This window comes from Kitasatospora sp. NPDC091335 (genome assembly GCF_044757205.1).
In the GTDB taxonomy this organism is placed as follows: Bacteria; Actinomycetota; Actinomycetes; order Streptomycetales; family Streptomycetaceae; genus Kitasatospora.
In genome coordinates this window covers 73,032-96,807 of sequence record NZ_JBIVUM010000013.1, presented here as the reverse complement: position 1 = coordinate 96,807, position 23,776 = coordinate 73,032, and the positions used below count along the sequence as shown (strand labels likewise).

The 23,776-nt window shown below is 70.7% G+C and carries 21 protein-coding genes, 1 pseudogene and 1 riboswitch; of the genes and pseudogenes, 6 read left to right on the top strand and 16 right to left on the bottom strand.

Translation table 11 applies throughout. From position 1 onward, the window contains the following. Positions 1–79: 79 nt before the first annotated feature. The 4 genes and pseudogenes from ACIQOW_RS25605 to ACIQOW_RS25590 form a co-directional block, all read right to left on the bottom strand. Positions 80–1,516 carry a hypothetical protein gene (locus tag ACIQOW_RS25605; protein WP_401088652.1) on the bottom strand — a complete coding sequence of 479 codons (1,437 nt, stop codon included), beginning with the start codon at positions 1,514–1,516 and terminating at the stop codon, positions 80–82. Continuing rightward, the gene (locus ACIQOW_RS25600) at positions 1,513–3,204 is read right to left on the bottom strand and encodes a DEAD/DEAH box helicase (RefSeq protein WP_401088892.1); all 1,692 of its coding nucleotides are present in this window, start codon (positions 3,202–3,204) and stop codon (positions 1,513–1,515) included. Before ACIQOW_RS25600 ends, ACIQOW_RS25605 begins: the two co-directional genes overlap by 4 nt. A gap of 21 nt (positions 3,205–3,225) precedes the next feature. Further along, positions 3,226–3,432, bottom strand: a pseudogene (locus ACIQOW_RS25595) (HNH endonuclease); the annotation flags it as partial. Positions 3,433–3,701: 269 nt separating this feature from the next. After that, entirely contained in the window at positions 3,702–5,351 is a 1,650-nt protein-coding gene (locus ACIQOW_RS25590; RefSeq protein ID WP_401088650.1) for a recombinase family protein, read from the bottom strand. 27 nt (positions 5,352–5,378) lie between these two features. Between ACIQOW_RS25590 and ACIQOW_RS25585 the strand changes: the two genes are divergently transcribed. Continuing rightward, positions 5,379–7,010, top strand: coding sequence for a DNA repair helicase XPB (locus tag ACIQOW_RS25585; RefSeq protein ID WP_401088648.1), 1,632 nt, complete (start codon positions 5,379–5,381; stop codon positions 7,008–7,010). Positions 7,011–7,019: 9 nt separating this feature from the next. Here the strand turns inward: ACIQOW_RS25585 and ACIQOW_RS25580 are convergent, their stop codons facing one another. Then, the gene (locus tag ACIQOW_RS25580) at positions 7,020–7,181 is read right to left on the bottom strand and encodes a hypothetical protein (protein WP_188297571.1); all 162 of its coding nucleotides are present in this window, start codon (positions 7,179–7,181) and stop codon (positions 7,020–7,022) included. A 335-nt stretch (positions 7,182–7,516) separates the two neighbouring features. On the opposite strand from ACIQOW_RS25580, the gene ACIQOW_RS25575 reads away from it, so the two are divergent. Next, positions 7,517–9,568 carry a HelD family protein gene (locus ACIQOW_RS25575; protein ID WP_401088645.1) on the top strand — a complete coding sequence of 684 codons (2,052 nt, stop codon included), beginning with the start codon at positions 7,517–7,519 and terminating at the stop codon, positions 9,566–9,568. 71 nt (positions 9,569–9,639) lie between these two features. Here ACIQOW_RS25575 and ACIQOW_RS25570 read toward each other — a convergent pair whose 3' ends face one another. From ACIQOW_RS25570 to ACIQOW_RS25560, 3 genes are all read right to left on the bottom strand, one after another. Then, positions 9,640–10,326 (bottom strand): copper homeostasis protein CutC, encoded by a 687-nt coding sequence (locus ACIQOW_RS25570; protein WP_188297573.1) that lies wholly within the window; start codon positions 10,324–10,326, stop codon positions 9,640–9,642. A gap of 88 nt (positions 10,327–10,414) precedes the next feature. Then, the gene (locus ACIQOW_RS25565) at positions 10,415–11,371 is read right to left on the bottom strand and encodes a hypothetical protein (RefSeq protein ID WP_401088643.1); all 957 of its coding nucleotides are present in this window, start codon (positions 11,369–11,371) and stop codon (positions 10,415–10,417) included. Next, complete coding sequence (locus tag ACIQOW_RS25560) at positions 11,368–11,751, bottom strand: PadR family transcriptional regulator (protein WP_188297575.1); 384 nt, start codon at positions 11,749–11,751, stop codon at positions 11,368–11,370. The genes ACIQOW_RS25565 and ACIQOW_RS25560 overlap by 4 nt, the downstream gene beginning before the upstream one ends. Before the next feature lie 57 nt (positions 11,752–11,808). Between ACIQOW_RS25560 and ACIQOW_RS25555 the strand changes: the two genes are divergently transcribed. Continuing rightward, complete coding sequence (locus tag ACIQOW_RS25555) at positions 11,809–12,519, top strand: hypothetical protein (protein WP_401088641.1); 711 nt, start codon at positions 11,809–11,811, stop codon at positions 12,517–12,519. A 6-nt stretch (positions 12,520–12,525) separates the two neighbouring features. On the opposite strand, the gene ACIQOW_RS25550 is transcribed toward ACIQOW_RS25555, so the two are convergent. From ACIQOW_RS25550 to thrC, 5 genes are all read right to left on the bottom strand, one after another. Continuing rightward, complete coding sequence (locus ACIQOW_RS25550; RefSeq protein ID WP_401088639.1) at positions 12,526–12,882, bottom strand: hypothetical protein; 357 nt, start codon at positions 12,880–12,882, stop codon at positions 12,526–12,528. 113 nt (positions 12,883–12,995) lie between these two features. Further along, on the bottom strand, positions 12,996–14,618 hold the full coding sequence (groL, locus tag ACIQOW_RS25545; RefSeq protein WP_401088637.1) for a chaperonin GroEL: 1,623 nt from the start codon (positions 14,616–14,618) through the stop codon (positions 12,996–12,998). 323 nt (positions 14,619–14,941) lie between these two features. Next, positions 14,942–15,148 carry a cold-shock protein gene (locus tag ACIQOW_RS25540; RefSeq protein ID WP_188297579.1) on the bottom strand — a complete coding sequence of 69 codons (207 nt, stop codon included), beginning with the start codon at positions 15,146–15,148 and terminating at the stop codon, positions 14,942–14,944. 536 nt (positions 15,149–15,684) lie between these two features. Then, positions 15,685–15,963, bottom strand: a complete 279-nt coding sequence (locus ACIQOW_RS25535; protein WP_188297580.1) for a MoaD/ThiS family protein — start codon at positions 15,961–15,963, stop codon at positions 15,685–15,687. A gap of 35 nt (positions 15,964–15,998) precedes the next feature. Beyond that, positions 15,999–17,306 (bottom strand): threonine synthase, encoded by a 1,308-nt coding sequence (gene thrC, locus ACIQOW_RS25530; RefSeq protein ID WP_401088634.1) that lies wholly within the window; start codon positions 17,304–17,306, stop codon positions 15,999–16,001. A gap of 17 nt (positions 17,307–17,323) precedes the next feature. Further along, positions 17,324–17,459, bottom strand: a riboswitch (SAM riboswitch). 111 nt (positions 17,460–17,570) lie between these two features. Between thrC and ACIQOW_RS25525 the strand changes: the two genes are divergently transcribed. Further along, entirely contained in the window at positions 17,571–18,635 is a 1,065-nt protein-coding gene (locus tag ACIQOW_RS25525; RefSeq protein ID WP_401088632.1) for a glucosyl-3-phosphoglycerate synthase, read from the top strand. Between the two features lie 38 nt (positions 18,636–18,673). Then, positions 18,674–20,185, top strand: coding sequence for a trehalose-6-phosphate synthase (locus tag ACIQOW_RS25520; RefSeq protein ID WP_401088630.1), 1,512 nt, complete (start codon positions 18,674–18,676; stop codon positions 20,183–20,185). On the opposite strand, the gene otsB is transcribed toward ACIQOW_RS25520, so the two are convergent. Together otsB and ACIQOW_RS25510 are read right to left on the bottom strand one after the other, a co-directional pair. Further along, positions 20,172–21,011, bottom strand: a complete 840-nt coding sequence (gene otsB, locus ACIQOW_RS25515; RefSeq protein WP_401088628.1) for a trehalose-phosphatase — start codon at positions 21,009–21,011, stop codon at positions 20,172–20,174. The two genes, ACIQOW_RS25520 and otsB, sit on opposite strands and share 14 nt — an antisense overlap. 430 nt (positions 21,012–21,441) lie before the next feature. Beyond that, positions 21,442–21,669, bottom strand: coding sequence for a DUF3263 domain-containing protein (locus ACIQOW_RS25510; protein ID WP_188297595.1), 228 nt, complete (start codon positions 21,667–21,669; stop codon positions 21,442–21,444). A gap of 110 nt (positions 21,670–21,779) precedes the next feature. Between ACIQOW_RS25510 and ACIQOW_RS25505 the strand changes: the two genes are divergently transcribed. Beyond that, the gene (locus tag ACIQOW_RS25505) at positions 21,780–22,130 is read left to right on the top strand and encodes a cupin domain-containing protein (RefSeq protein WP_401088626.1); all 351 of its coding nucleotides are present in this window, start codon (positions 21,780–21,782) and stop codon (positions 22,128–22,130) included. A gap of 94 nt (positions 22,131–22,224) precedes the next feature. Here the strand turns inward: ACIQOW_RS25505 and ACIQOW_RS25500 are convergent, their stop codons facing one another. Further along, a complete protein-coding gene (locus tag ACIQOW_RS25500; protein WP_401088624.1) occupies positions 22,225–23,505 on the bottom strand; it encodes an extracellular solute-binding protein in 1,281 nt (426 codons plus the stop codon). Positions 23,506–23,776 lie beyond the last annotated feature (271 nt).

Genomic DNA, 23,776 nt, shown 5'->3' with positions numbered 1-23,776 from the left:
CTCAGCCCGAGTAACCGGTCCGAAGCGCGGACCTCAACAAGCTGTGTTGATCGACTCACTGTCCACGTCGCCTCGCCACCTAGACCGCTCGTAGGCGGGTGGGCTTCTCATCCACCACAAGGGCAGCAAGCTCATTGACTTGCCGCTGGATTTCGGTCAGCTTCGTCCGCAGCTCGTCGTCAGCAACGGCCACCAGGTCATCCGGGTCGATTGCCTGAATGCTCTTGGCCGTACTGCTCAGTGCCTTTGAGAACCTAGTGCGCTGCTCGCGAAGCTGGACATCCGGGTCCGCCTCGACGATCTGAGTCGTCAGTGTCTGAACGGTCTCGTACGCCTCCGCAACTGCCTCGGGCGTAGCTTGCGGGTCGTCCACCACAGCCAGGAGCTTCGCCGCCTCCTCTCGCGCCTTCGAAGGCAGTTCGAGTGTCTGGCCGGCCGGCGTCCGCACCTTTCCCTCATCCGCTACGTGGCGGACGTACTCGGCGCGCTCAGCTTTCCGAGCCTCGACTGCGCTCTCTTTACGGAAGACCGGATCGCGGGCGATCGTCCGGGCCAGAGCGACACGCAGTTCACCGTCGTTGCGAGCGCGCTCCAAGAGTGCGGTTCGCGCAGCCTCGGCGGTGCGCTCGTCCGCCAGGATCGCGGCCTTCATCGCCCCGGGGCTCTCTGCTGCGTAGACCACCTTCCGGACACTGATACCCGCCTCCTTAGCACCGGCTACCAGCGCCTCGGCTCGGTCCGGGTTGACCCGGACAGCGGTGAAACACTCTGTCCATGTCCTGGCATCCGGAAGTGTCACATCCACGCCGGGCTTGAGCTGTTCAAAACCGGGAAGGTCGTGCTTCTCGACCCCCTTCTCCCAAGCCCGGTAGTAACGCATGACACGGGGCGTCGTCCAACCAATGCGGCGTGCGAATTCCGCCGGAGAAACCTTTTCGACCGAGCTGCTGTCAGCCGCGTCACGTCGATCGCTCTTCTGGCCCCCTCCCCTGCTCAACTCCACGTTCCGGGCGACCTTCAACGCCCAGACCCAGCCTCCTGACTTCCCCACTGTCCGCAGCTCAAGCGCATCACGGTCCACCGGGTTGGTGAGGTCGAGACTGGGCTCTTCCGTCTGAGCGGCTGCCTCTGGATCGTCGGAAGGATCACGCCAGAGCGGTTCTTGGCTAGCGTCGATCGGCTCAGCTGAAAGCGCCCGCTGCTGAAGGTCGGCAACCGTGCGACCAAGCTGCTCGGCGACCAGGCTGATGGTTTCGTCGTCGTCTGCAAGCAGACGCACAAGCGCATCAAGGCTGTGCCCAAGCCCTCGGGTCGGCTTGGCGGTCACGAACGACTCGAAGGACGTGTGCGTGACCTGCTCACCGCGGGGGGTGGTGAAGTTGCGCCACGAGCCTTCCTCGATCACCTGACGGACCAACCCAGGAACGGAGTCCATACCGTTCAGGGTGGACCGCATGGATGAGCTGAGCGCGTTAACCAAAACCGCGTTCCCAGCAGGGGTGTGGATCTCGTTCATTTCTTCTGTTCCTCCTTGATCGCTTCGTCGAGCACCGCCAGGCGCTTCTTGAGCTGGTCAAGGGTTGCGGTCTTGACGTTGTTGTTGAGGCTCTCGTTCAGCTCATTGTTGATGTGCGCGTACGGGCGGTTGGTAATGAGTGCCAGTCGAGCGACCTTCCTGTGGATCAGCTTCCGCAGGGCGGTCTTCTGGTCTCCGAGGGTCTCCTCCTCCTTCTCGGCAGCACGCTGCTCAGGAACCACCATGTCGCCGTGGAACCTCCCAGCGGAGCTAAGCAACCCGGCTACCCATTCAGCGGTCACACCCACCGGGGTCGCCCCGGACCGATCCAGCACGCTTTGGGCGTAGCCCAGCTCTTCGGTGGTGAACTTGGAGCCATTAGCAATGGTCGCGTGGTGAGTCGCCGCCGAGGAACCAACGGTCTCATATGCAGGGAAGATGCCGTCGCCGGCACCGTGGTTGTCCTGCCCCTCGCGAACCTTCTTCTCCTGGTCGGCCAGTACCGCGTCAACCGTCTTCTCGATGTCCTGCGCATACGCGATAAGGACATCGATCGACGGAATGAACAGCCGTGCCGTCGTGGGATCGTCCTCGCCCCGCAACCGAACGAATCGCCCAACGACCTGGGTGAAGAACATCCGTGTCCGCACTCGGGAGGCGTAGACGCCGACACCCAAGCGAGGAATGTCGACCCCTTCAGCAATCATCTGTACGGCGATGATCCAGGGCGCAGCCCCCCTGGCGAAGTCCTTGATCACATCGGAAGCGTTCGGTTCATCGGAGATGGCGACCGGGACAGGGGAACCCACGATCCGCTCAAGGATCTTGGCGTAGGCGTTCGCGGCGAACTGATCGCTGGCAATCACCAAGCCGCCAGCATCCGGTGTGTCGATACGCATCCGCAGGAGAGCGCTGTGGGCCTCCACCAGCACGGAGGGAATCCACTCGCCGTTGGGGTCGAGGGCAGCCTTCAGCGCCGGAGGTACCTCGTCCTTGTCCGCCTCGCTCAGGTCGACAGAGGTGACAGCCATCTGTCCAGCACGACGCCACTTCGACTCGCCGTCCATCGCCGGGAACACCGCTGGCCGGACCACCCCGCCATCGGCGAGGGCCATGCCGTAGTCGTAGTTGTAGCTCGGCGCAGCGCGGCGCTCTTCGTCGTACTTGACGAACGGAATCGCTTTCCCGTCCGTACGGAACGGCGTGCCGGAGAGCAGAAGGCGCCGGGTCGCGTGCTCGAAGGAATCCTTCAGAGCTTCGCCCCAAACCAGGTCTTCGCCGTCGCCCGCGTGGTGGATCTCGTCGAAGATCACAAGCGTGTGCTTCACAGCGCTGTGCCTCTGCCAGAGGAGCGGGGCGGAGGCGATGGCCTGGTAGGTCACGACGACGCCGTCGAAGTCGCCGGCGACTGCGCCGTTCCTGTTCACGAAGACGTGGTCGAGCTTGACTCCCTTCCGCGCTCCAGCCTCTGCCCACTGGCGACGCAGGTGTTTGGTGGGGACGACGACCACGATGTTCGTGATGACGCTGCGCTTGATGAGATCCTTGGCGATGGTCAGAGCCAAGGTTGTCTTTCCGGCCCCCGGAGTAGCGACTACGAGGAAGTTACCGTTCTCGCCGCCGTTGCGGGAGTGGTAGCGCTCGCGGGCTTCCTGCTGCCAGTCGCGGAGGTCGGAGGCGTTCGCCATGGAGGTCGGTCCCTTCTGCAAGTTGCATCCTGGGCAGAGCGCCTGCCCATTGATCACATCGGTCGAGCCACCCTTGGACCACGGCTCCATGTGGTCCCCGTGCCACCCAGGCTCCAACTCCGAGCCGCAGTTGACACAGCGCCCATCGGCCGCGAGGAACAGCGCTACTCGTTCCGCGCTGTTGAACGATCGGCGGCGGTCACGGGACTCGTCGGAGACTCCTGCCATAACGTCGGAGGGTATCGGCCGGGTCCGACAATCGACCCCTGATCGATGAGAATTGACTATCCATCGCCACCACTTTGGGGGACACCAACCGTGATCAGCATCGCTGACTGTGCCCCTACCACCCGCGATGGAACTGTCCGAGCAGCTCGGATTGCTCGCCAGCACGGCGTCGATGGTGCCTCACCCGACATGCGAAACGTTGCGACGCCGGTCAGGTTCACACAGCGGCCTGCCTTCGGCACTCTCCGAAGGCAGGCCGCTCACGTCCCTCAGTTCGTCACCGTTTCGGGCGCCGACGAGTCACCGCCAGAACCTCCCGCCTCATCCACCGTCGTGACCTTCCCAGCTGCGGACCGCCGTATCATCCCCTCCTCGCCAAAGTGGAGGGCAAGCCGCTTCAGGTCCAGGACCTTGCCCGCCTTCGCTGCCGGAGCCACCTCGACGTACGCGCCCGTGCTGAGCAACAGGTCCCGCTTCCCGGCCACGTCGGCGTCCCGCCAGACCTCCTCATGCGTCTTGCCGATCGGGACCACCTCCGTTCCCGCCGGCTTCGCGTTCCGCTGCCTCTCCTTGAGGTCGGCGATCCGCTCCTCCAACCGGGCGTACTGCGTCGCGTAGCGTGCCGCGCCGTCGTCGCCCTTGAAGAGACCGCGCTCGTACCGGTCCTTCTCCAGGTCGGTCAGTGCTTCCTCTGCCTGCCTGATCTGCGGGCGGAAGTTCTCCCCCGCATGCTCCACTACCCGCACGACGGGAAGACGACCGAACTTCCGAAGGAACTCGGCCTCGACGTGGTCTTCCATCCCCTTGCCCGCGATGCTCACGCCGTAGCAGTCGACCGCGACGCCGCCTTGTCGCTTCTTGAGCCGACCAATGCAGCGGTACCGCGTCCGCCCGCTTGCCACGTAGGTGTACATCCGGAAGCCGCACAGCGCGCAGTGCACCACCCCGCGCAGTAGCGAAGTCGCCTCCCGCCTGCGCTCGCCAGGATTGTTGGACCGGCGGCCCAACTCGTCCTGGAGCGCCTGCCAGGTGTCCATGTCCAAGATCGGCGGCCGGTTGACCAGCGGCAGTCCATCGGTCCGAAGGATCGGCTTGCCGTCCTCGATGACCTGCCCGAGCAACTGCGGGTTGCTGAGCAGGCTCCGGAGCGAAGTCGTGTACCACTTCTTCGAGTTGCTGCGCTTCCCGGTTGTCTGTCGCGACGTGTGCCCCGGAGAGGGGATGTCGGCCTTGGTGAGGTCGATGGCGATCTGGATCAACGAGTCCTTGGCCAGCACCCGCTTCACGATCGAGTGAATGGTCTTGGCCTCCTCCTGGTTGACCACCAGCACCTTCCCCGCGCCGTCCGGGTTCGGGGCCACCTCGTAGCCGTAGGGCACGCGTCCCCCGGTGTAGCGGCCCTCCCGCCGCAGGTGCTCGTGGGCGCCGGCGACCCGCATGCCGATGGTGTCCGACTCCAGCTCGGCGAAGACCGCGATCACCTTCGCCATGGCCCGTCCCATGGACGACGTGAGGTCGAGCGGTTCCGTCGCCGACGCCAGTGCGACGCTCTGCGCCTCGGTGATCTTCATGATCTCGGCGAAGTCCACCGTGGACCGCGCAAGTCGGTCGATCTTGAAGAACACGATCACGTCGAACTCGTCGAGCCGTTCCAGAATCTTCTGGAGCCCGGGGCGTTCCAGGCCGCGCGAGAACCCGGAGACGTCGATGTCCTCCTCGACGGCGACCACGGTCCAGCCGCGTGCCGCACAGAGCTGCTCGCAGGCCGCCCGCTGGCGTTCCGGGGAAGTGGTTTCCTCTGTCTCGCGCGATAGGCGAACATAGATAGCTGCGCGCATACCAGGTGCGCTGGCCGGAACGCCCTTCCGGCGACGGGCTCGGGGCATGGCCCGAACGGTGGCAGTCGTGGTCTCTGTCACGCGGCGATCCTATCCACGGAGGTATGTGTGTCCTGCCTAATCGTCCAGAGCGACAAAACTCTTCTCCTGGAGATCGACCACCCCAAGTCCGCCGACTGCCGTCGCGCCATCGCGCCGTTCGCCGAGCTGGAGCGGGCGCCCGAACACGTGCACACGTACCGGGTCACACCGCTCGGGCTGTGGAACGCGCGAGCGGCCGGGCACGACGCCGAGCAGGTGGTGGACGCCCTGGTGACGTACTCGCGCTACCCGGTGCCGCACGCGCTGCTGGTGGACGTGGCGGACACCATGGGCCGGTACGGGCGGCTCCAGCTGCTCAAGCACCCGACCCACGGGCTGGTGCTCACCACCACCGACCGGCCGGTGCTGGAGGAGGTGCTGCGCTCCAAGAAGATCGTCCCGCTGGTCGGCGCCCGGGTCGACCCCGACACCGTGGTGGTGCACCCCTCCGAGCGCGGGCAGATCAAGCAGGTGCTGCTCAAGCTCGGCTGGCCCGCCGAGGACTTCGCCGGGTACGTGGACGGCGAGGCGCACCCGATCGACCTGGACGAGGACGGGTGGCAGCTGCGCCCGTACCAGGCGCAGGCCGTCGAGGGCTTCTGGCACGGCGGCTCGGGCGTGGTCGTGCTGCCCTGCGGCGCCGGCAAGACGCTGGTCGGCGCGGCCGCGATGGCGCACGCCAAGTCGACCACGCTGATCCTGGTCACCAACACCGTCTCGGCCCGCCAGTGGAAGCACGAGCTGGTCAAGCGCACCTCGCTCACCGAGGACGAGATCGGCGAGTACAGCGGGACGCGGAAGGAGATCCGCCCGGTCACCATCGCCACCTACCAGGTGATGACCACCAAGCGGAAGGGCGTCTACGCCCACCTGGAGCTGTTCGACGCCCGCAACTGGGGCCTGGTGGTCTACGACGAGGTGCACCTGCTGCCCGCGCCGGTGTTCAAGTTCACCGCCGACCTCCAGGCCCGCCGCCGGCTCGGCCTGACCGCCACCCTGGTGCGCGAGGACGGCCGCGAGGGCGACGTGTTCAGCCTGATCGGCCCCAAGCGCTTCGACGCGCCGTGGAAGGAGATCGAGGCGCAGGGCTACATCGCGCCCGCCGACTGCTGCGAGGTGCGGGTCACCCTGACCGACTCCGAGCGGCTCTCCTACGCGACCGCCGAGCCCGAGGAGCGCTACCGCTTCTGCGCCACCACCGCGACCAAGCGACGGGTGGTGGAGGCGCTGGTCAGGAAGCACGAGAAGGACCAGACACTGATCATCGGCCAGTACATCGACCAGCTGGACGAACTCGGCGAGGTCCTGGACGCCCCGGTGATCAAGGGCGAGACCAGCAACGCCCAGCGCGAGAAGCTCTTCGAGGCCTTCCGGAACAAGGAGATCGGCGTCCTGGTGGTCTCCAAGGTGGCGAACTTCTCCATCGACCTGCCGGAGGCCACCGTGGCCATCCAGGTCTCCGGGACCTTCGGCTCCCGCCAGGAGGAGGCCCAGCGCCTCGGCCGGGTGCTGCGCCCCAAGGCGGACGGCCACTCGGCGCACTTCTACTCGGTGGTCGCCAGGGACACGGTGGACCAGGACTTCGCCGCCCACCGGCAGCGCTTCCTCGCCGAACAGGGCTACGCGTACCGGATCATCGACGCCGACGACGTGCTGTAGGACCGCGGTTCAGTACCGGACACCGTCGCGCCCGAGGAAGATCACGCGCGCGGCGGTGTCCAGGGCGATGCCGACGTTGCGGACGGCGGTGCTCAGCGGGTTGCGGTGGCGTCCGGAGACGGCGGTGGCGCCGGCCGGACCGGATCGTGGGGTGCGGTTCGTGGTGCTCATGTCTTCAACGGTAGGCACCCGACCGGCCGAGGGCATCACTCCAAAGGCCGTACCCGCAGGTGCGCGGCTCGTCCTCCCGGTGTACCGCGGCCCGGGACCGGGGTAGGGGGCGACCCCGGGGCCGGGGTCGGGGGCGACCCCGAGACCTGCGGGACTGGTACCCCGGGGCGGACGGGTCTAAGATCGTCCGTCTGCCCCCTCCCGAACCGTGGTACCTGCTGAAGTCCCGCAGGCAGCCGGGGGAGGCGCCGACCGTACGGCAACCGGCCGGCACACCCACCGTGAGCTCCTACGATCCGCTGCGCCCGCCACCGGGACAGCCGGGAAGGTTCGCTGTGCCCGCCACCCCCACCACCGACCCCCTCCAGCGCGAACGCGACCACCTGGCCGCGTCCAGGGCCGCGCTGCGCGCCATGCGGGCGGACGTCGAATCGCTCGACATCCGCGACGTGACCGGCACCTGGGTCACCGCCATGGTGCTCCAGAACCAGATCACGGCCAGGATCGCCGCACTGGCCGACCTCTCGCACACCCCGCTGTTCTTCGGCCGCCTCGACTACCTGCACGCGATCAGCGAAGAACTCAGCGAGGGCAGCGGAGGCGAGAGCTTCTACATCGGGCGCCGGCACGTCCACGACGCCGACGGCGACCCGATGGTGATCGACTGGCGCGCGCCGGTCTCCCAGCCGTTCTACCGGGCCAGCCGCACCGACCCGCTGGACGTCGAGCGCCGCCGCCGCTTCGGCTACATCGGCGGCGAACTCACCGCCTACGAGGACGAGCACCTCAGTGACCCGGCCGAGAGCGAGACCTCCTCCGCCCTGCTGGCCGCCGAGATCGAGAAGCCCCGCGTCGGCCCGATGCGCGACATCGTCGCCACCATCCAGCCCGAGCAGGACGAGATCGTCCGCTCCGACATCACGGGCACCATCTGCGTCCAGGGGGCGCCCGGCACCGGGAAGACCGCCGTCGGCCTGCACCGGGTCGCCTACCTGCTGTACGCGCACCGCGAGCGCCTCGCCAGGACCGGCACCCTGGTGATCGGGCCGAACAACGCCTTCCTCTCCTACATCGAGCAGGTGCTCCCGGCCCTCGGCGAGCTGGAGGTCGCCCAGGCCACCGTGCAGCAGCTGGTCGGGCACGTCGAGGTGCGGGGCGAGGACGTCCCCGAGGCGGCCCGGCTGAAGGGCGACGCCCGGATGGCCGAGGTGCTGCGCCGGGCGGTGCGCTCGGGCATCACGCTGCCCGCCGAGCCCTGCGTGGTGGTCCGCGGCTCCCGCCGCTGGCGCGTTCCGGTGTACGAACTGGTCGAGATCATCGAGGAGTTGAAGGGCCGCGAGGTCCGTTACGGCGCCGCCAGGGACGCCCTGCCGCAGCGCATCGCGCACACCGTGCTGCTGAAGATGGAGCAGGGCGGCGAGGCCCCGGACGACCGGGTGCAGGACGCGGTGGCCCGCAACCCCGAGGTCAAGGCGGTGGTCAAGGAGTGCTGGCCGGCCGTCGACCCGGCGAAGCTGGTCCTGCGGCTGCTCTCCGATCCGGCGTTCCTGGCCGAGTGCGCCGAGGGCGTCCTCACCCCCGAGGAGCAGCGGGCGGTGCTCTGGCCCAAGCCCGGCCGCTCGGTGAAGACCGCGCGCTGGACGGCGGCCGACGCCGTCCTGGTGGACGAGGCGACCGACCTGGTGCAGCGCACCCCCTCGCTCGGCCACGTGGTGCTGGACGAGGCCCAGGACCTCTCCCCGATGCAGTACCGGGCGGTCGGCCGCCGCTGCACCACCGGCTCGGCGACCGTCCTCGGCGACCTCGCCCAGGGCACCACCCCGTGGGCGACCGCGAGCTGGCCGGAGGCGCTGCGCCACCTGGGCAAGCCGGAGGCGCACATCGAGGAGCTGACCAAGGGCTTCCGGGTGCCTGAGGAGGTCATCGGGTACGCCTCCCGGCTGCTCCCGGCGATCGCCCCCGGCCTGGCCCCGGCCTCCTCGGTCCGTGACGCGCCGGGGTCGCTGACGATCCGCCGGGTCGCGGACGGGGAGTGCACCGAGGCGGTCCTGGCGGCCTGCCGGGAGGCGCTGGAGCACGAGGGCTCGACCGGCCTGATCGCCGCCGACGCCCGCGTCCCGCGGCTCGCCGAGGCGCTGACCGCGGCCGGTCTGCCGTACCTCTCCCCCGGCGACGAGACCAGCGCGGAGGCCAGGCTCACCCTGGTCCCGGCCTCGCTGGCCAAGGGCCTGGAGTACGACTACGTGGTGCTGGACGAGCCGGCCGCGGTGGTCGCCGGGGAGCCGGACGAGCGGACCGGTCTGCGGCGGCTGTACGTGGCGCTGACCCGGGCCGTGTCCGGGCTGACGGTGCTGCACGGCGAGCCGCTGCCCGAGCAGCTGCGGTAGTGCGCGAAAGGGCCGGTCCACGGGGACCGGCCCTTTCGAACGGCGTCCGTCGCGGGCGCCCGCAAGGACGCTCAGGCGTCGATCATCGCCCGCCAGTCGGCGACCTTGGCCGGGTCCACCGGTGTCCGCCAGCCGTCGACCCGCACCGCGCCGCCGACGTGGAAGGCGTCGAACCCCTCCGCCCGCAGCTCCTTCAGGTGCTCGGCCCGCAGGCCGCCGCCGATCAGGATCCGCTGCCGGTACCCGGGCTCGCCGGCCCTGGCCAGCTCGGCCGACAGCACCTCGCGCCCGGCGTCCACCCCGGCGACCGCGCCGGAGGTGAGGAAGGTGTCCAGGCCGGGCAGCCCGCCGACGGCGGCCCGCAGCGCGGCCCGGTCGGTGCTGTGGTCGATCGCCCGGTGGAAGGTCCAGCGGCAGCCGGCGATCGTCTCGGCGACGGCCGTGGTGGCGGCCAGGTCGACGGCGCCCCCGGCACCGAGGAAGCCGAGGACGAACTCCTCGGCCCCCTCGGCCCGCAGCGCGGTGGCCCGGGCGCACAGCTCGTCCACGTCGCCGGGGGCGAAGCCGTCCCGGATCCGCAGCATGACCCGCAGCGGGATGCCGACGGCGGCCCGGATCCGGCCGAAGTCCTCGACGGACGGGGTGAGCCCGTCCGCGGCCATGTCGGTGACCAGTTCGAGCCGGTCGGCGCCGCCCGACTCGGCGGCCTGGGCGTCCTGGGGCGTCAGCGCGATGACTTCGAAAATTGGTCTAGACATATTCGACAGCCTGCCACATCCGCCCTCCCCCGGAAACTCCGAGGAGGCCATTCCGGTCATACCGGAGCGGCCTCCTCGTGGGCACCGGTCACGCCGCCGCGTGGACCTCCGGGACCGTCTCCCGACGCCCGAACCGGTGCACCGCCACGGCCACCAGCACCAGCGCGGCGACCGTCGGCGCCGCCATCGGCAGCAGGTGGGAGATCCCGCCCGAGCCGCGCCAGATGTTGAACAGGCAGCCGGGCCCGGCCAGCACCAGCGCCGCCACCCCGACGGCCATCGGCGCGAACCGTCCGCGCAGTCCGGCGAAGGTCAGCAGCAACGGGGCGATCAGCATCACCACGAACCACTGGCGGTCCAGCGGGAAGGTGGTGTCGTCCCAGCTCTGGGCGACCGCCAGCAGCCCGCCCGCCGCGATCGAGGCCAGCACCAGGCCGGCCGTGCGCCAGGTCGGCCGCGGCAGCAGGTCGGTCGGCGCCGCGACCAGCAGCACGGCCGCCACCACGAACGGCAGCGAGGCCATCCCGATGTAGCCGCTCCACCACACGTCGAAGGACGAGTTCCACGCGGCGTCCGCCAGGTCGTACAGCCCCATCGCGCCCAGGACCAGCGCACTCACCCGCACCGCCGTCCACCGCCCCAGCAGGGCCGCCACCGCGAGCAGCGCGGCGGCCACCGGCGGACAGAACGACGAGAAGTAGACGCCGTACGAGTCGTCCCAGGAGAGGTGGATGGCGATCCGGTCCGCGGTGGTCAGCCAGGCCACCAGCATGGCGCCGGCCGCGGCCCCGGCGAGCATCGGCGCGACCAGCGCCAGCAGCCGCCCGGCCGCCGAGGCGCCGGTCAGCCCGAGCCGCACCCGCAGCCCGTACGCGGCCAGGCCGAGGACCTCCCGGGCGACGGCCGGCCGGCCGCCCGCCGCCGTCGTGTCGGCGAACACCTCGGCCAGCTCCTCGCCGCGCTCGTGGCGGTAGCGCGCCGGGTAGAGCTGGAGCGCGGCCCGCAGCACCGCCGAGGGCCCCGCGCCGATCACCGGTGTGGTCATGAGAGGCCTCCCCCCGTCGCGGGCCGCCCCTGCGACCCGGTCTTGCCCGGCAGCATCGACCGGATCCTGGTCAGCCGGCGCTCGGCCTCGGTGGCGACCGCCCGCAGGCGCCCGGCCTCGGCGGCCAGCGCGTCCCGGCCGGCGTCGGTCAGCGCGTAGCTGCGCCGGGCGCGGCCGTCCACGACCTCCTCGGCGGCCACCTCGATCAGGCCCTGGCCCAGCAGCCGGTCGAGCGCCCCGTAGAGCGTGCCGGTGCGCATCTTGACCCGGCCGTCGGAGATCGCGGCGATCTCCTGGATGAGCGCGTAGCCGTGCCGCGGGGCGTCGGCCAGCGCGGTGAGCAGCAGCAGCGTGGGCTCCTGCATGGAGCGTTCTGTCATACGACTACATATATCGTCAACCTACCTATAGGTCCAGTGCGGGGCCCGGCCGCCACAATGGTCGCCATGCCGATCACCGAGCCCGACCCCGCCACCACGGCGCCCGACCCGTCCGGCACCGAGGCCGGCCTGCTCGCCGCCTGGACCGCCCTGCTGCACCGCTGCGGGGCCGGCGCCGACCCCGAGCCCTACGGCCGGGAGCTGCTGCGCCGCTGGTCGGAACCGCAGCGCCGCTACCACCGCGTCGCACACCTGCACGCGGTGCTGCGGCACGTCGACGAGCTGGCCGGACACGCCGCCGACCCGGACGCGGTCCGCCTGGCGGCCTGGTTCCACGACGCCGTCTACCGCACCGACCGCACCGAGAACGAGGAGCGCAGCGCCGCCCTGGCCGTCCGCGCGCTGACCGCCGCCGGACTGCCCGCCGAACGGGTCGCCGAGGTCGAACGCCTCGTCCTGCTCACCGTCGGCCACGACCCCGCCCCCGGCGACCGCGACGGCGAGGTGCTCTGCGACGCGGACCTCGCCGTCCTCGGCGGCACCCCCGAGGCGTACGCGGCGTACGCGGCCGCCGTCCGCGCGGAGTACGGCTTCGTCCCCGCGCCGGACTTCACGGCCGGCCGGGCCGCCGTCCTGCGCCGGCTGCTGGCCCTGCCCGCCCTCTACCGCTCCCCCGCCGCCCGCGAGCGCTTCACGGCGGCCGCGCGCGCCAACCTGACGGCCGAACTCCGGGAGCTGACCGGCCAGGACCCGTCCGACACCCCTTAGAGCGCCCTACGGCAGCTTGCCCACCGGTGCCACCACCGCGCCCCGCTTGCCGCACACCCAGTGCGGCTCCGGCCCCAGCTCGGGCTCCACGCCCAGCGCGTGCGGGTCCCCCTCGGCCGCGCAGTCGGCGCACAGCGGCCAGCGCCCGTACTCCTCCAGCAGCGCGTCCTGGACGTCCTGGGCGACCAGCCCGAGCACGTACTCGGTGCCGTCCGGCCACTGCTCCAGCCACCAGCGGCGGTGCGTCACGGCCTGTTCCACCAGCGAGACGACGGCGGCGTCCGCCACGTCCCGCGCGGTGAGGTCGGCCAGGATCAGTGCCCGGGCGTTGTGCAGGGCGGTCTCGATGTCGTCGGCAGCCATCCGTCCATCCTCTCCCCGATTCCCCCGAACGCCGAAACGCCGCGTGGGCGGCCCCCCGAAGGGGACCGCCCACGCGGACGGGGAACCAGCCGATCCGATCGAAGCGATCAGGATCAGAAGTCCATGTCACCGCCCGGCATGCCGCCGCCGGCGGCCGCGGCGGCCTTCTCCGGCTTGTCGGCGATGACGGCCTCGGTGGTGAGGAACAGCGCCGCGATGGAGGCGGCGTTCTGCAGCGCGGAGCGGGTGACCTTGGCCGGGTCGATGATGCCCGCGGCGACCAGGTCGACGTACTCGTTGGTGGCGGCGTTCAGACCGTGACCGGCGGGGAGGTTGCGCACCTTCTCCACCACGACGCCACCCTCCAGGCCGGCGTTGGTCGCGATCTGCTTGATCGGGGCCTCCAGCGCGACCTTGACGATGTTGGCACCGGTGGCCTCGTCGCCGTCCAGCTCCAGCTTGTCGAAGGCGACACCGGCCTGCAGCAGCGCGACGCCACCACCGGCGACGATGCCCTCCTCGACGGCGGCCTTGGCGTTGCGGACGGCGTCCTCGATGCGGTGCTTGCGCTCCTTGAGCTCCACCTCGGTGGCCGCGCCGGCCTTGATGACGGCCACGCCGCCGGCCAGCTTGGCGAGGCGCTCCTGGAGCTTCTCGCGGTCGTAGTCCGAGTCGCTGTTCTCGATCTCGGCACGGATCTGGTTCACGCGACCCTGGACCTGGTCGGCGTCACCGGCACCATCGATGATGGTGGTCTCGTCCTTGGTGATGACCACCTTGCGGGCGCGGCCCAGCAGGTCGATGCCGGCGTTCTCCAGCTTGAGGCCGACCTCCTCGGAGATCACGGTGCCACCGGTGAGGATGGCGATGTCGCCGAGCATGGCCTTGCGGCGGTCGCCGAAGCCCGGGGCCTTGACGGCGACGGACTTGAAGGTGCCGCGGATCTTGTTCACGACCAGGGTCGACAGGGCCTCGCCCTCGACGTCCTCGGCGATGATGACCAGCGACTTGCCGCCCTGCATGACCTTCTCCAGCAGCGGCAGCAGGTCCTTGACCGAGCTGATCTTGGAGTTGGCGATGAGGATGTAGGCGTCCTCGAAGCTCGTCTCCATGCGCTCCAGGTCGGTGGCGAAGTAGGCCGAGATGTAGCCCTTGTCGAAGCGCATGCCCTCGGTGAGCTCGAGCTCCAGACCGAAGGTGTTGCTCTCCTCGACGGTGATGACGCCTTCCTTGCCGACCTTGTCCATGGCCTCGGCGATCAGCTCGCCGATCTGGGTGTCAGCGGCGGAGATGGAGGCGGTGGAGGCGATCTGCTCCTTGGTCTCCACGTCCTTGGCCTGGGCCAGCAGCTGGTCCGAGACGGCGATGACGGCCTTCTCGATGCCGCGCTTCAGGGCCATCGGGTTGGCGCCGGCGGCGACGTTGCGCAGACCCTCGCGAACCAGGGCCTGGGCGAGCACGGTGGCGGTGGTGGTGCCGTCACCCGCGACGTCGTCCGTCTTCTTGGCGACCTCCTTGACGAGCTCCGCACCGATCTTCTCGTACGGGTCCTCGAGCTCGATCTCCTTGGCGATGGAGACACCGTCGTTGGTGATCGTGGGGGCGCCCCACTTCTTCTCCAGCACGACGTTGCGGCCCTTGGGGCCGAGCGTGACCTTCACGGCGTCGGCGAGCTGGTTCATGCCACGCTCAAGGCCGCGGCGAGCTTCCTCATCAAAGGCGATGATCTTGGCCATCTGAAGTGGTCCTCCGGGACACGGTCGACTGCTCGGACCAAGGGGTGCCCGCGACGGACGGCCCTGGTGTGCGGGGGTCCATTCCCCTACCGCTCCCGGGGGCCTCACCGACCCGGTCCGCTGTCACTCTCACGCTGTGAGTGCTAACGCCAATGATTAGCACTCAGGGTGGTCGAGTGCAAGCCCCGGCGATGATCCGCGAGCCGCCGACGGGACCGTCCTGGAACGCCGACGGGCCCGTACGACACGCGTCGCACGGGCCCGTCGAGAAGCGAGTGGTCACCAGCCGTAGGGCCGCGCCGAGCTCCTGGGGTCGGAAGGGGTCATTCCGCCGCGGCGCGAACCATGTCCGCCTGCGGGCCCTTCTGTCCCTGGGAGATCTCGAACTCGACCCGCTGGCCCTCCTCGAGGGTGCGGTAGCCGTCCATCTGGATCGCGCTGTAGTGGACGAAGACGTCCGCACCACCGTCGACCGCGATGAAGCCGTAGCCCTTCTCCGCGTTGAACCACTTGACGGTGCCCTGAGCCATTCCGAACTCCCCTAGTGCTGTGCTGGCCCTTCACGCGCCCGCAGGTAGCGGGCCCGGGTTGGTTTGAAGGCCGGCCCGGGGAACCCCCCCTGGGCACAGCCGTGCACGCCGCAACCCTCCGCACGGGACACCGAACGGCCTCCGGTGAGCGGGTGATTGCGTCGACCGCCGCTGAATGTATCCGGATCGACGCCCTCTGCAACAGGGCCAGCCACCGGTAATTCCGCCAAGGCGGCAGGGGACAGGACGGGTTGAATCGGAATAATCTCCGCATTCCACGCCGGACATAGCGGACGAATTACTCAAATGCCTGCGGGAATTCTGACATCCGCCTGACATGTTTTACGGTCCGTGCCCAGCAGCCGGACTCCCCGGGCCGAGCACTGCGGGGGCCGAAAGGGAAACCCTGTTCCCAGCCGAGCCACACTCTACTCCGACTCGAACCGGAAATATTCCCGCGGGAATGCAAGCGGTCGCCCGCGCGTACGGAGAACGGAATTCCGTACGCGCGGGCGACCGCGGGTGCTCGCGCCGGCTCAGCAGCCGCCGGCCACCGCCGGGATGATCGAGACGCCGGCGCCGTCCTTGATCTCGGTCGCCAGGCCCTCGGCGAAACGCACGTCGTCGTCGTTCACGTAGACGTTCACGAAGCGGCGGAGCTTGCCGGTGTCGTCCAGGATGCGGGCCGAGATGCCCGCGTGGTTCTTCTCCAGGTCGGCGATGACCTCGGCCAGGGTGGCACCCTCGGCGGTCACCTCGGCGGCGCCGCCGGTGTAGGTGCGCAGGATGGTGGGGATGCGGACGTTGGCGCTCATGACTCTCCTTGCGGGGGTGGGGCCTGACGGGTGGTTCAGAGGGACGCGAGGCCGGCGGCGCGGAAGGAGTCCAGCGTCGGGCGGATGACGGCGGTCATCCCGGCGTCGGAGACGGCGTCCAGGGTCTTCAGGCCGTCACCGGTGTTGATCGCGACGGTCTCCTTGGCCGGGTCCAGCTGCCCGGTCTCGACCAGCTTCTTCAGCACGCCGACGGTCACCCCGCCCGCGGTCTCGGCGAAGATGCCCTCGGTGCGCGCCAGCAGCCGGATCGCCGCCACGACCTCCGCGTCCGTGACGTCCTCCACCGCGCCACCGGTGCGGCGGGCGATGTCCAGCACGTACGGACCGTCAGCCGGGTTGCCGATCGCCAGCGACTTGGCGATGGTGTCCGGCTTCACCGGCTTGATCACGTCCCGGCCGGCCTTGAACGCGGCCGACACCGGCGAGCAGCCCTCGGCCTGGGCGCCGAAGATCCGGTACGGCCGGTCCTCGACCAGGCCGAGCCTGATCAGCTCCTGGAGGCCCTTGTCGATCTTCGTCAGCTGCGAGCCCGAGGCGATCGGGATCACGATCTGCTCCGGCAGCCGCCAGCCGAGCTGCTCGCAGATCTCGTACGCCAGCGTCTTGGAACCCTCGCCGTAGTACGGCCGCAGGTTCACGTTGACGAAGCCCCAGCCCTCGCCGGCCGAGTCACCGATCAGCTCCGAGCAGAAGCGGTTCACGTCGTCGTAGTTGCCCTCGATGCCGACCAGCTCGCCGCCGTACACCCCGGCCATGACGACCTTGCCCTGCTCCAGGTCGTGCGGGATGAACACGCAGGACTTGAAACCGGCCCTGGCCGCCGCCGCGCCCACCGCACCGGCCAGGTTGCCTGTGGAGGAGCAGGACAGCGTGGTGTACCCGAACGCCCTGGCCGCCTCGATGGCACAGGCCACCACGCGGTCCTTGAACGAGTGGGTCGGGTTCCCGGAGTCGTCCTTGATGTGCAGCTGGGCGGTGAAACCGAGCTCGCGGCCCAGGTTGTCCGCCTTCACCAGCGGGGTCCACCCCGGGTTCAGGTTCGGCTTGGAGGCGACGTCGGCCGGGACCGGCAGCAACGGCGCGTAGCGCCAGATCGACGCCGGGCCGGCCTCGATCCGCTTGCGCAGCTCCTCGGCGGCCTCACCGCCGAACTCGTAGGCGATCTCCAGCGGGCCGAAGCACTCCAGGCAGGCGAAGCTGGGGCCGAGCGGGAAGCGGGTGCCGCACTCCCGACAGGACAGGGCGGCGGCGGGGCCGAGGTCGACGGATGGGGGTCCCCCCGGCCGACGGCTGGGGGAGGGTGCGGCGATGTCGATAGCCATGGTGGCGGAGGCCTCTCTCCTCATCTTCCCCGTGGCGCGGTCGCGGCACGGGACGGAATTGGCACCTGTCCCGCCGGGGGCCGTCGAGGACGGCCGGGCGAGAAGGTTGCCGGGACGTCAACGGGCCGTTCCCTCAGTCCCTCTGGATGAGCTTGTGAAATTGTGGTGGTGCTCGGCGGCGACCCCGGCGTGCAAAGGTCCGACCGCTGTACGAAGACTGTATCCGAAGGCGTCAACTCCGAACGGGACCGTCCGCCAAGCGAGATGACCCGTCCCACCCGACTCGCCGAGGAGACCTCCGTGCCCGCCGAACCGACCTCCGAGCTCCTCCCGCAGGCGGCGTCCTGGCTGCACCGCCGCTCCTGGAGCGCGGCCGACCGGCCGGTCCACACCCTCCTCGCGGCCAAGGAGCGCACCGGCCGCACCGTCAGCGTCGTCCTCCCCGCCCTGGACGAGGAGGCCACCGTCGGCGACATCGTCCGCATCATCCGCCGCGAGCTGATGGAACGCCTCCCGCTGGTCGACGAGCTCGTCGTCGTGGACTCCGGCTCGACCGACGCCACCGCCGCCGTCGCCGCCGAGGCCGGCGCCCGGGTGGAACACCGCGACCGGATCCTCCCCCGCCTGCCCGCCGTCCCCGGCAAGGGCGAGGTCCTCTGGCGCTCCCTGCTGGTCACCCGCGGCGACATCGTCTGCTTCGTCGACGCCGACCTGCGCGAGTTCGACCCGGCGCTCGTCTCCGGCATCGTCGGCCCGCTGCTGACCGACGAGTCCATCCAGCTGGTCAAGGCCATGTACGACCGCCCCCTGGAGTCGGAGGGCGCCGTCCTGCCCGCCGGCGGCGGCCGGGTCACCGAACTCGTCGCCCGCCCCCTGCTCAACCTCCACTGGCCGGAGCTGGCCGGCTTCGTCCAGCCGCTCGGCGGCGAGTACGCGGCCCGCCGCCCGCTGCTCGAACGGCTGCCCTTCCCCACCGGCTACGGCGTCGAACTCGGCCTCCTGGTCGACGCCCTGGAACTGGCCGGCCTGGACGCCCTGGCCCAGGTGGACGTCGGCGTCCGGCACCACCGCCACCAGGACGGCCAGGCCCTCGGCCGGATGGCCGCCACCATCTACCGGACCGCCCTCGAACGCCTCGACCGCGCCCACCGCCTCAAGGCCTCCGCCGACCTCGTCCGCCCCCACCTCACCCAGTTCACCCGCGCCCCGGAGACCCTCTCCCAGCCTTCGGCCGGGGGGACCCCCATCTTCACGCCCCGCACCTACGAGATCACCGCCCTGGAACGGCCCCCGATGCACACCGTCCCCGAGTACGCCACTCGGCACTGACACGTTTGCCACCCCACACCCCCGGCAACATCCCAACCATGGGCGATCTCACGACCAACCGTTCGAGTGCGACCGGCACCGCCCCCGTCCTGGTGGCCTCCAACCGGGGACCGGTGTCCTTCAGCACCTCCGACGACGGCACGCTGACCCTGCGACGCGGCGGCGGCGGCCTGGTATCCGGCCTCTCCGCCATCGAGGACCCGAACGCCGTCTGGGTCTGCGCCGCCCTCAACGACTCCGACCGCAGAGCCGCCGCCGAGGCCCCCCACGGCCGCCTCGACCTGGCCGGCCACGACGTCGGCGGCCAGGCCGTACGCATGCTGGACATCGACCCCCGCACCTTCGCCCGCGCCTACAACGGCGTCGCCAACTCCACCCTCTGGTTCGTCCACCACCTGCTCTACGCGACCCCCACCGCGCCCGCCTTCGACGCCGGGTTCCGCACCGAGTGGGCCGCCTACCTGGCCTACAACGAGGCCTTCGCCGAAGCCCTGGCCGCCGAAGCCGCCCCGGGCGCCGCCGTCCTCGTCCAGGACTACCACCTCTCGCTGGTCCCGGCCCTGCTCCGGGAGGCCCGCCCCGACCTGCGCACCGGCCACTTCTCGCACACCCCCTGGGCGCCGCCCGAGTACTACCGGATGCTGCCCGACGACGTCGGCAGGGCCGTCCTGACCGGCATCCTGGGCGCCGACCGGGCCGGCTTCCTGACCCACCGCTGGGCCCGCGCCTTCGCCGCCTGCTGCGAGGACCTCCTCGGGGCGACCGTCGACCACGACGCGCTCACCGTCACCTTCGAAGGCCGCACCACACGCCCCCAGCCTTCGGCCGGGGGGACCCCCACTCGGCGAACTACACGCCTCGGCGTCCACGCCCTCGGGGCCGACGCCGACTTCCTGCGCGAACGCGCCCACCGCCCCGACGTCGACGAGCGCCTCGCCGCGCTCCGCGAGGCCGTCGGCGACCGCCGCACCATCGTCCGGGTCGACCGCACCGAACTGAGCAAGAACATCGTCCGCGGCCTCCAGGCGTACCGGCACCTGCTCCGCACCCGCCCCGAGTGGCACGACCGGGTGGTGCACATCGCCTTCGCCTACCCGTCCCGCACCGACCTCGCCGAGTACCGGAACTACACCGCCGCCGTCCAGGACCTCGCGGCCGCCATCGACGAGGAGTTCGCCACCCCCACCTGGCGGCCGCTGATCCTGCACGTCGACGACGACTTCCCGCGCTCCCTCGCCGCCTACCGGCTGGCCGACGTCGCCCTGGTCAACCCCATCCGCGACGGCATGAACCTGGTCGCCAAGGAGGTGCCCGTGGTCTCCGACCACGGCTGCGCCCTCGTCCTCTCCCGCGAGGCCGGCGCCCACGCCGAACTCAAGGACGACGCCCTCACCGTCAACCCCTACGACGTCATCGCCACCGCGGAGGCCCTCCACACCGGCCTCACCATGAGCCCGGAGGAGCGCGCCGGCCGCACCAAGCGCCTCGCCGAGGCGGCCACCGCGCTCCCCCCGCAGCAGTGGTTCCTGGACCAGCTCAACGCCCTGTGAGCGCCTCCCCCAGGGCCTCCAACAGCTCCACCACGCCCTCCGGCCCGGCGACCACCAGGTCCGCCCGGTCGGCCAGCTCCCGCACCGGCGCGTCCCCCACCGCGCCGGCGCACACCAGCACCCCGGCCACCCCCTCGCCGCGCAGCTTCTCCACCGCGGCGAAGGCCGCCACGTCCCCCAGGTCGTCCCCGGCGTAGAGCACCGAACGGGCCCCCCGCTCCCGCAGGAACCCGGTCAGCGCCGCCCCCTTGTCCACCCCCGGCGGCCGCAGCTCCAGCACCAGCCGACCGGGCTCCACCACCAGCCCGTACCCGGCCGCCAGCTCCCCCACCGGCGCCCGCAGCAGCTCCAGCGCCTCCTCCGGCCCCGCCGCCCGCCGGGTGTGCACCGCCACCGACCGCCCCTTGTCCTCCACCCACGTCCCCTCGGGCGCCCCCACCCGCTCCAGCACCTCGGGCAACGCCGCCCGCACCCCGGCGACCCCCGGGTGCACCTCCGGCGCCGACAGCTCCCCGTCCTCCCACCGCTCGGCCCCGTAGTGCCCCAGCACCACCACCCCCGGCAGCCCCGCGAACCCCCCGTACTCCACCGCCAACCCGGCCGGCCGCCCCGTCACCACCACCACCGCCCCCACCACCGAGGTCAACCGCCGCAACGCCCCCACCACCCCCGGATGGGCCCGCGCCTGCCCGGGATCCGCCACGATCGGCGCCAGCGTCCCGTCGAAGTCCAACCCGATCACGGCCTCCCCGGGCGCCGCCAGGACGGCCCGCACCCCGTCCCGCCCAGCCCCGGTCCCCGGCACGAACTTCTCTTCAAAACCCATACCGAAGCCCCTACCCCGGACCACCCCCCTCCGCACCCACCCGCCCAGCCGAGCCCCCACCCGCCCCTCCCCCCTGTCCCCACCCACCTACCTGTCCCACCCACCCGCCCACCTGTCCCCACCCACCCACCCGCCCCTCCCCCCTGTCCCCACCCACCTACCTGTCCCACCCACCCGCCCACCTGTCCCCACCCACCCACCCGCCCTTCCCCCTCCCTCCCCGGCGAGAGGGACGCGCCGCGGGCGGGGGCGGCGCAGAGGGTGGCCCGGAGAGGGGCGTGACGGGTGATTTTCAGACTGCCACCGCCGTCGGGCGTCGCACCCACGAGCAGGGCAGTCCGAAAATCATCCAGCCCCCGGAGCGGCCCCCCCCGGCGCCGCCCCCCCCCCCCCCCCCCCCCGCCACCCCACCCTCCCGAAAGCCCCCCGTTCAACGAGCCCCCCGCCGAGCCTCCCGCACCCGCCGCAGCCGATTCACCAGCACCGGCGCGTGCGCCAAGGCCTCCTCCCGGTCCAGCAGAGCGTTCAGCACCTGGTAGTACCGCGTCGAGGAGAGCCCCAGCTCCTCCCGGATCGCCCGCTCCTTGGCCCCCGCCGTCCGCCACTGCCGCCCCTCCAGCGCCAGCACCGCCCGCTCCCGCTCACTCAGCTCGGCCAGCTCACCCACCGGAAACCCTCCGCCCACCGCTACGGAGTGTCATTCTCCCGCGCGACCCCGACACACACTGCTCGCCCCGCCGCCCAGGACCCCCCGCTAACGTCACCCCCATGACCACGCCCGCCTTCGCCCTGCACATCCCCACCGCCGACCTCGACCCCGACCCGCTCGACCCGTCCCAGATCGTCTCCGGCACCCCCGAGGTCACCGGCAGGGTGCTGTCCGAGTCCGCCGACGGCCGCCACCTGCGCGGCATCTGGCAGATCACCCCCGGCGTGGTCACCGACGTCGAGGCCGACGAGATGTTCGTGGTGCTCAGCGGGCGAGCCACCGTCGAGGTCGAGGGCGGCCCGACCCTGGAGGTCGGCCCCGGCGACTGCGCGGTCCTGCGCGAGGGCGACCGCACCACCTGGACGGTCCACGAGACCCTCCGCAAGGCCTACGCCATCACGCTCCCCTGAGCCCCGCCCGACACCGCACCACCCGAAAACGCACCACCCGAAAACGCACCGCCGGGGCCGGGGGGGAACCCCGGCCCCGGCGGCGTCCCCGGCCCTACTTCCGGACCTTCGCCGCTTCCTTCGCCGCCGACTCCTGGAGCCCGCCGAGCACCTGCTTCGGGTCCCCCGTCACCGCCTGCCCGATCCCCGCCTTGATCCGGTTGCTGACCTCGCCCCAGGCCGGGTCCCCGAACGGGTAGAAGCTCGCGTTGGTCAGACCGACCGCGAACTGCTTGAGGTCCTCGTGCTTCGGATCCGACGACATCTGGGTGAACGCGTCCTGCGTGACCGGCAGCAGGTTGTACTGCTCGTCGAACTTCAGCTGGTTGTCCTTGCCGTAGACGAACGACAGGAACTTCTTGATCTCGTTCTTGTGCCCGTTCGCCTTGAACGCCGTCATCCAGTCCGCGACCCCGAGGCTGCCGGTCCGCCCCACCCCGTCCTTCTTCGGGATCGGCGCCGTCCCGAAGTCGATCTTCCCGGCGGTCGCCATCCGCAGCAGTGTCGGATGCCCGTTCAGCATCGCGACCTTCCCGGCGGCGAAGTCCTGGAACACCGGGGTGCGGTTCATCGCGCCCGGGTCCGGGTACGTCAGCCCGGTGCCCACCAGGTTGCTCTTCAGCCAGCCGAACGTCGCCTGGTTCTGGGCGCTGTCGATGGTGTAGTTGCCCACGTCGTCGGAGATGCTGCCGCCGCCGCTCAGCGTCCACAGCATCGACTCGGCGGGTGCCTCCTCAGGCCCCAGCGGCAGCCCGTACGGGGTCACCCCCGGCACCTTGGCCTTGATCTTCTCCGCGTCCTGCCGCAGTTCGTTCCAGGTGGCCGGCGGCTGGGTGATCCCGGCCTGCCGGAACACCGCCTTGTTGTAGAAGAGCACCCGCGACGAGGACACGAACGGAATCCCGTACTGCGTCCCGAGCACCTGTCCGGCGTGTGCGAAGGTCTCCAGGAACTTCGCCTGGGTCTCCACCGAGAGCACCTCGGAGGCCGGGTACAGCCGGTCCGCCGCGACCTGGTCCGCGAAGCCGCCGGTCTGGAGCAGGTCCGGCGACTTGCCGGCCGCGATCATGTCCTCGACCTTCTTGCCGATCTCGGTCCAGCTGTCCACCTCGACGCTGACCTTGATCCTGGGGTTGGCCGCCTCGAACTCCCTGGCGAGCGCGTCCCAGTAGTGCTGGGAGCTGGTCTCGGGGCTCTCGCCGTAGTCGGCCGCGACGAGTCTGAGGGTGACCGTCCCGTCGTCCTGCCCTCCGCACGCGCTGACCGCGGTGAGCACCAGTGCTCCGGCCAGCGCACCGCCGAGCACACGGGTGGGAACGTGGACGCGTCGGTTCAACGCGGGTACCGCCTTCGGGGGGATGAACGGCCGGAACGGGGGAAATCCGGCGGGGGGACGCGCAACACTGCCAAACCCGCCGACCACCGGTCCACACCACTGACCAGGCCCGCCCCAGTAGTTACCGAAGTGCTCGGAGTCATTGCACGATGCGCAACAAAACCCCCGCTTCCACCCCCCGTACCCCGTCCCTCGCCCCGGCGCAAAGCCCCCCACAATCCCGCAGCTGCGACAAAGCTCACCCAGTATGGACCAGACCAATCCGACAACT

What these genes read in the sequence shown, in the direction of transcription:
- ACIQOW_RS25605 (WP_401088652.1), bottom strand. Translation starts at nt 1,516, where the DNA reads ATGAACGAGATCCACACCCCTGCTGGGAACGCGGTTTTGGTTAACGCG.
- ACIQOW_RS25600 (WP_401088892.1), bottom strand. Translation starts at nt 3,204, where the DNA reads ATGGCGAACGCCTCCGACCTCCGCGACTGGCAGCAGGAAGCCCGCGAG.
- ACIQOW_RS25580 (WP_188297571.1), bottom strand. Translation starts at nt 7,181, where the DNA reads ATGAGCACCACGAACCGCACCCCACGATCCGGTCCGGCCGGCGCCACC.
- ACIQOW_RS25570 (WP_188297573.1), bottom strand. Translation starts at nt 10,326, where the DNA reads ATGTCTAGACCAATTTTCGAAGTCATCGCGCTGACGCCCCAGGACGCC.
- ACIQOW_RS25565 (WP_401088643.1), bottom strand. Translation starts at nt 11,371, where the DNA reads ATGACCACACCGGTGATCGGCGCGGGGCCCTCGGCGGTGCTGCGGGCC.
- ACIQOW_RS25560 (WP_188297575.1), bottom strand. Translation starts at nt 11,751, where the DNA reads ATGACAGAACGCTCCATGCAGGAGCCCACGCTGCTGCTGCTCACCGCG.
- ACIQOW_RS25555 (WP_401088641.1), top strand. Translation starts at nt 11,809, where the DNA reads ATGGTCGCCATGCCGATCACCGAGCCCGACCCCGCCACCACGGCGCCC.
- ACIQOW_RS25550 (WP_401088639.1), bottom strand. Translation starts at nt 12,882, where the DNA reads ATGGCTGCCGACGACATCGAGACCGCCCTGCACAACGCCCGGGCACTG.
- groL (WP_401088637.1), bottom strand. Translation starts at nt 14,618, where the DNA reads ATGGCCAAGATCATCGCCTTTGATGAGGAAGCTCGCCGCGGCCTTGAG.
- ACIQOW_RS25540 (WP_188297579.1), bottom strand. Translation starts at nt 15,148, where the DNA reads ATGGCTCAGGGCACCGTCAAGTGGTTCAACGCGGAGAAGGGCTACGGC.
- ACIQOW_RS25535 (WP_188297580.1), bottom strand. Translation starts at nt 15,963, where the DNA reads ATGAGCGCCAACGTCCGCATCCCCACCATCCTGCGCACCTACACCGGC.
- thrC (WP_401088634.1), bottom strand. Translation starts at nt 17,306, where the DNA reads ATGGCTATCGACATCGCCGCACCCTCCCCCAGCCGTCGGCCGGGGGGA.
- ACIQOW_RS25525 (WP_401088632.1), top strand. Translation starts at nt 17,571, where the DNA reads ATGACCCGTCCCACCCGACTCGCCGAGGAGACCTCCGTGCCCGCCGAA.
- ACIQOW_RS25520 (WP_401088630.1), top strand. Translation starts at nt 18,674, where the DNA reads ATGGGCGATCTCACGACCAACCGTTCGAGTGCGACCGGCACCGCCCCC.
- otsB (WP_401088628.1), bottom strand. Translation starts at nt 21,011, where the DNA reads ATGGGTTTTGAAGAGAAGTTCGTGCCGGGGACCGGGGCTGGGCGGGAC.
- ACIQOW_RS25505 (WP_401088626.1), top strand. Translation starts at nt 21,780, where the DNA reads ATGACCACGCCCGCCTTCGCCCTGCACATCCCCACCGCCGACCTCGAC.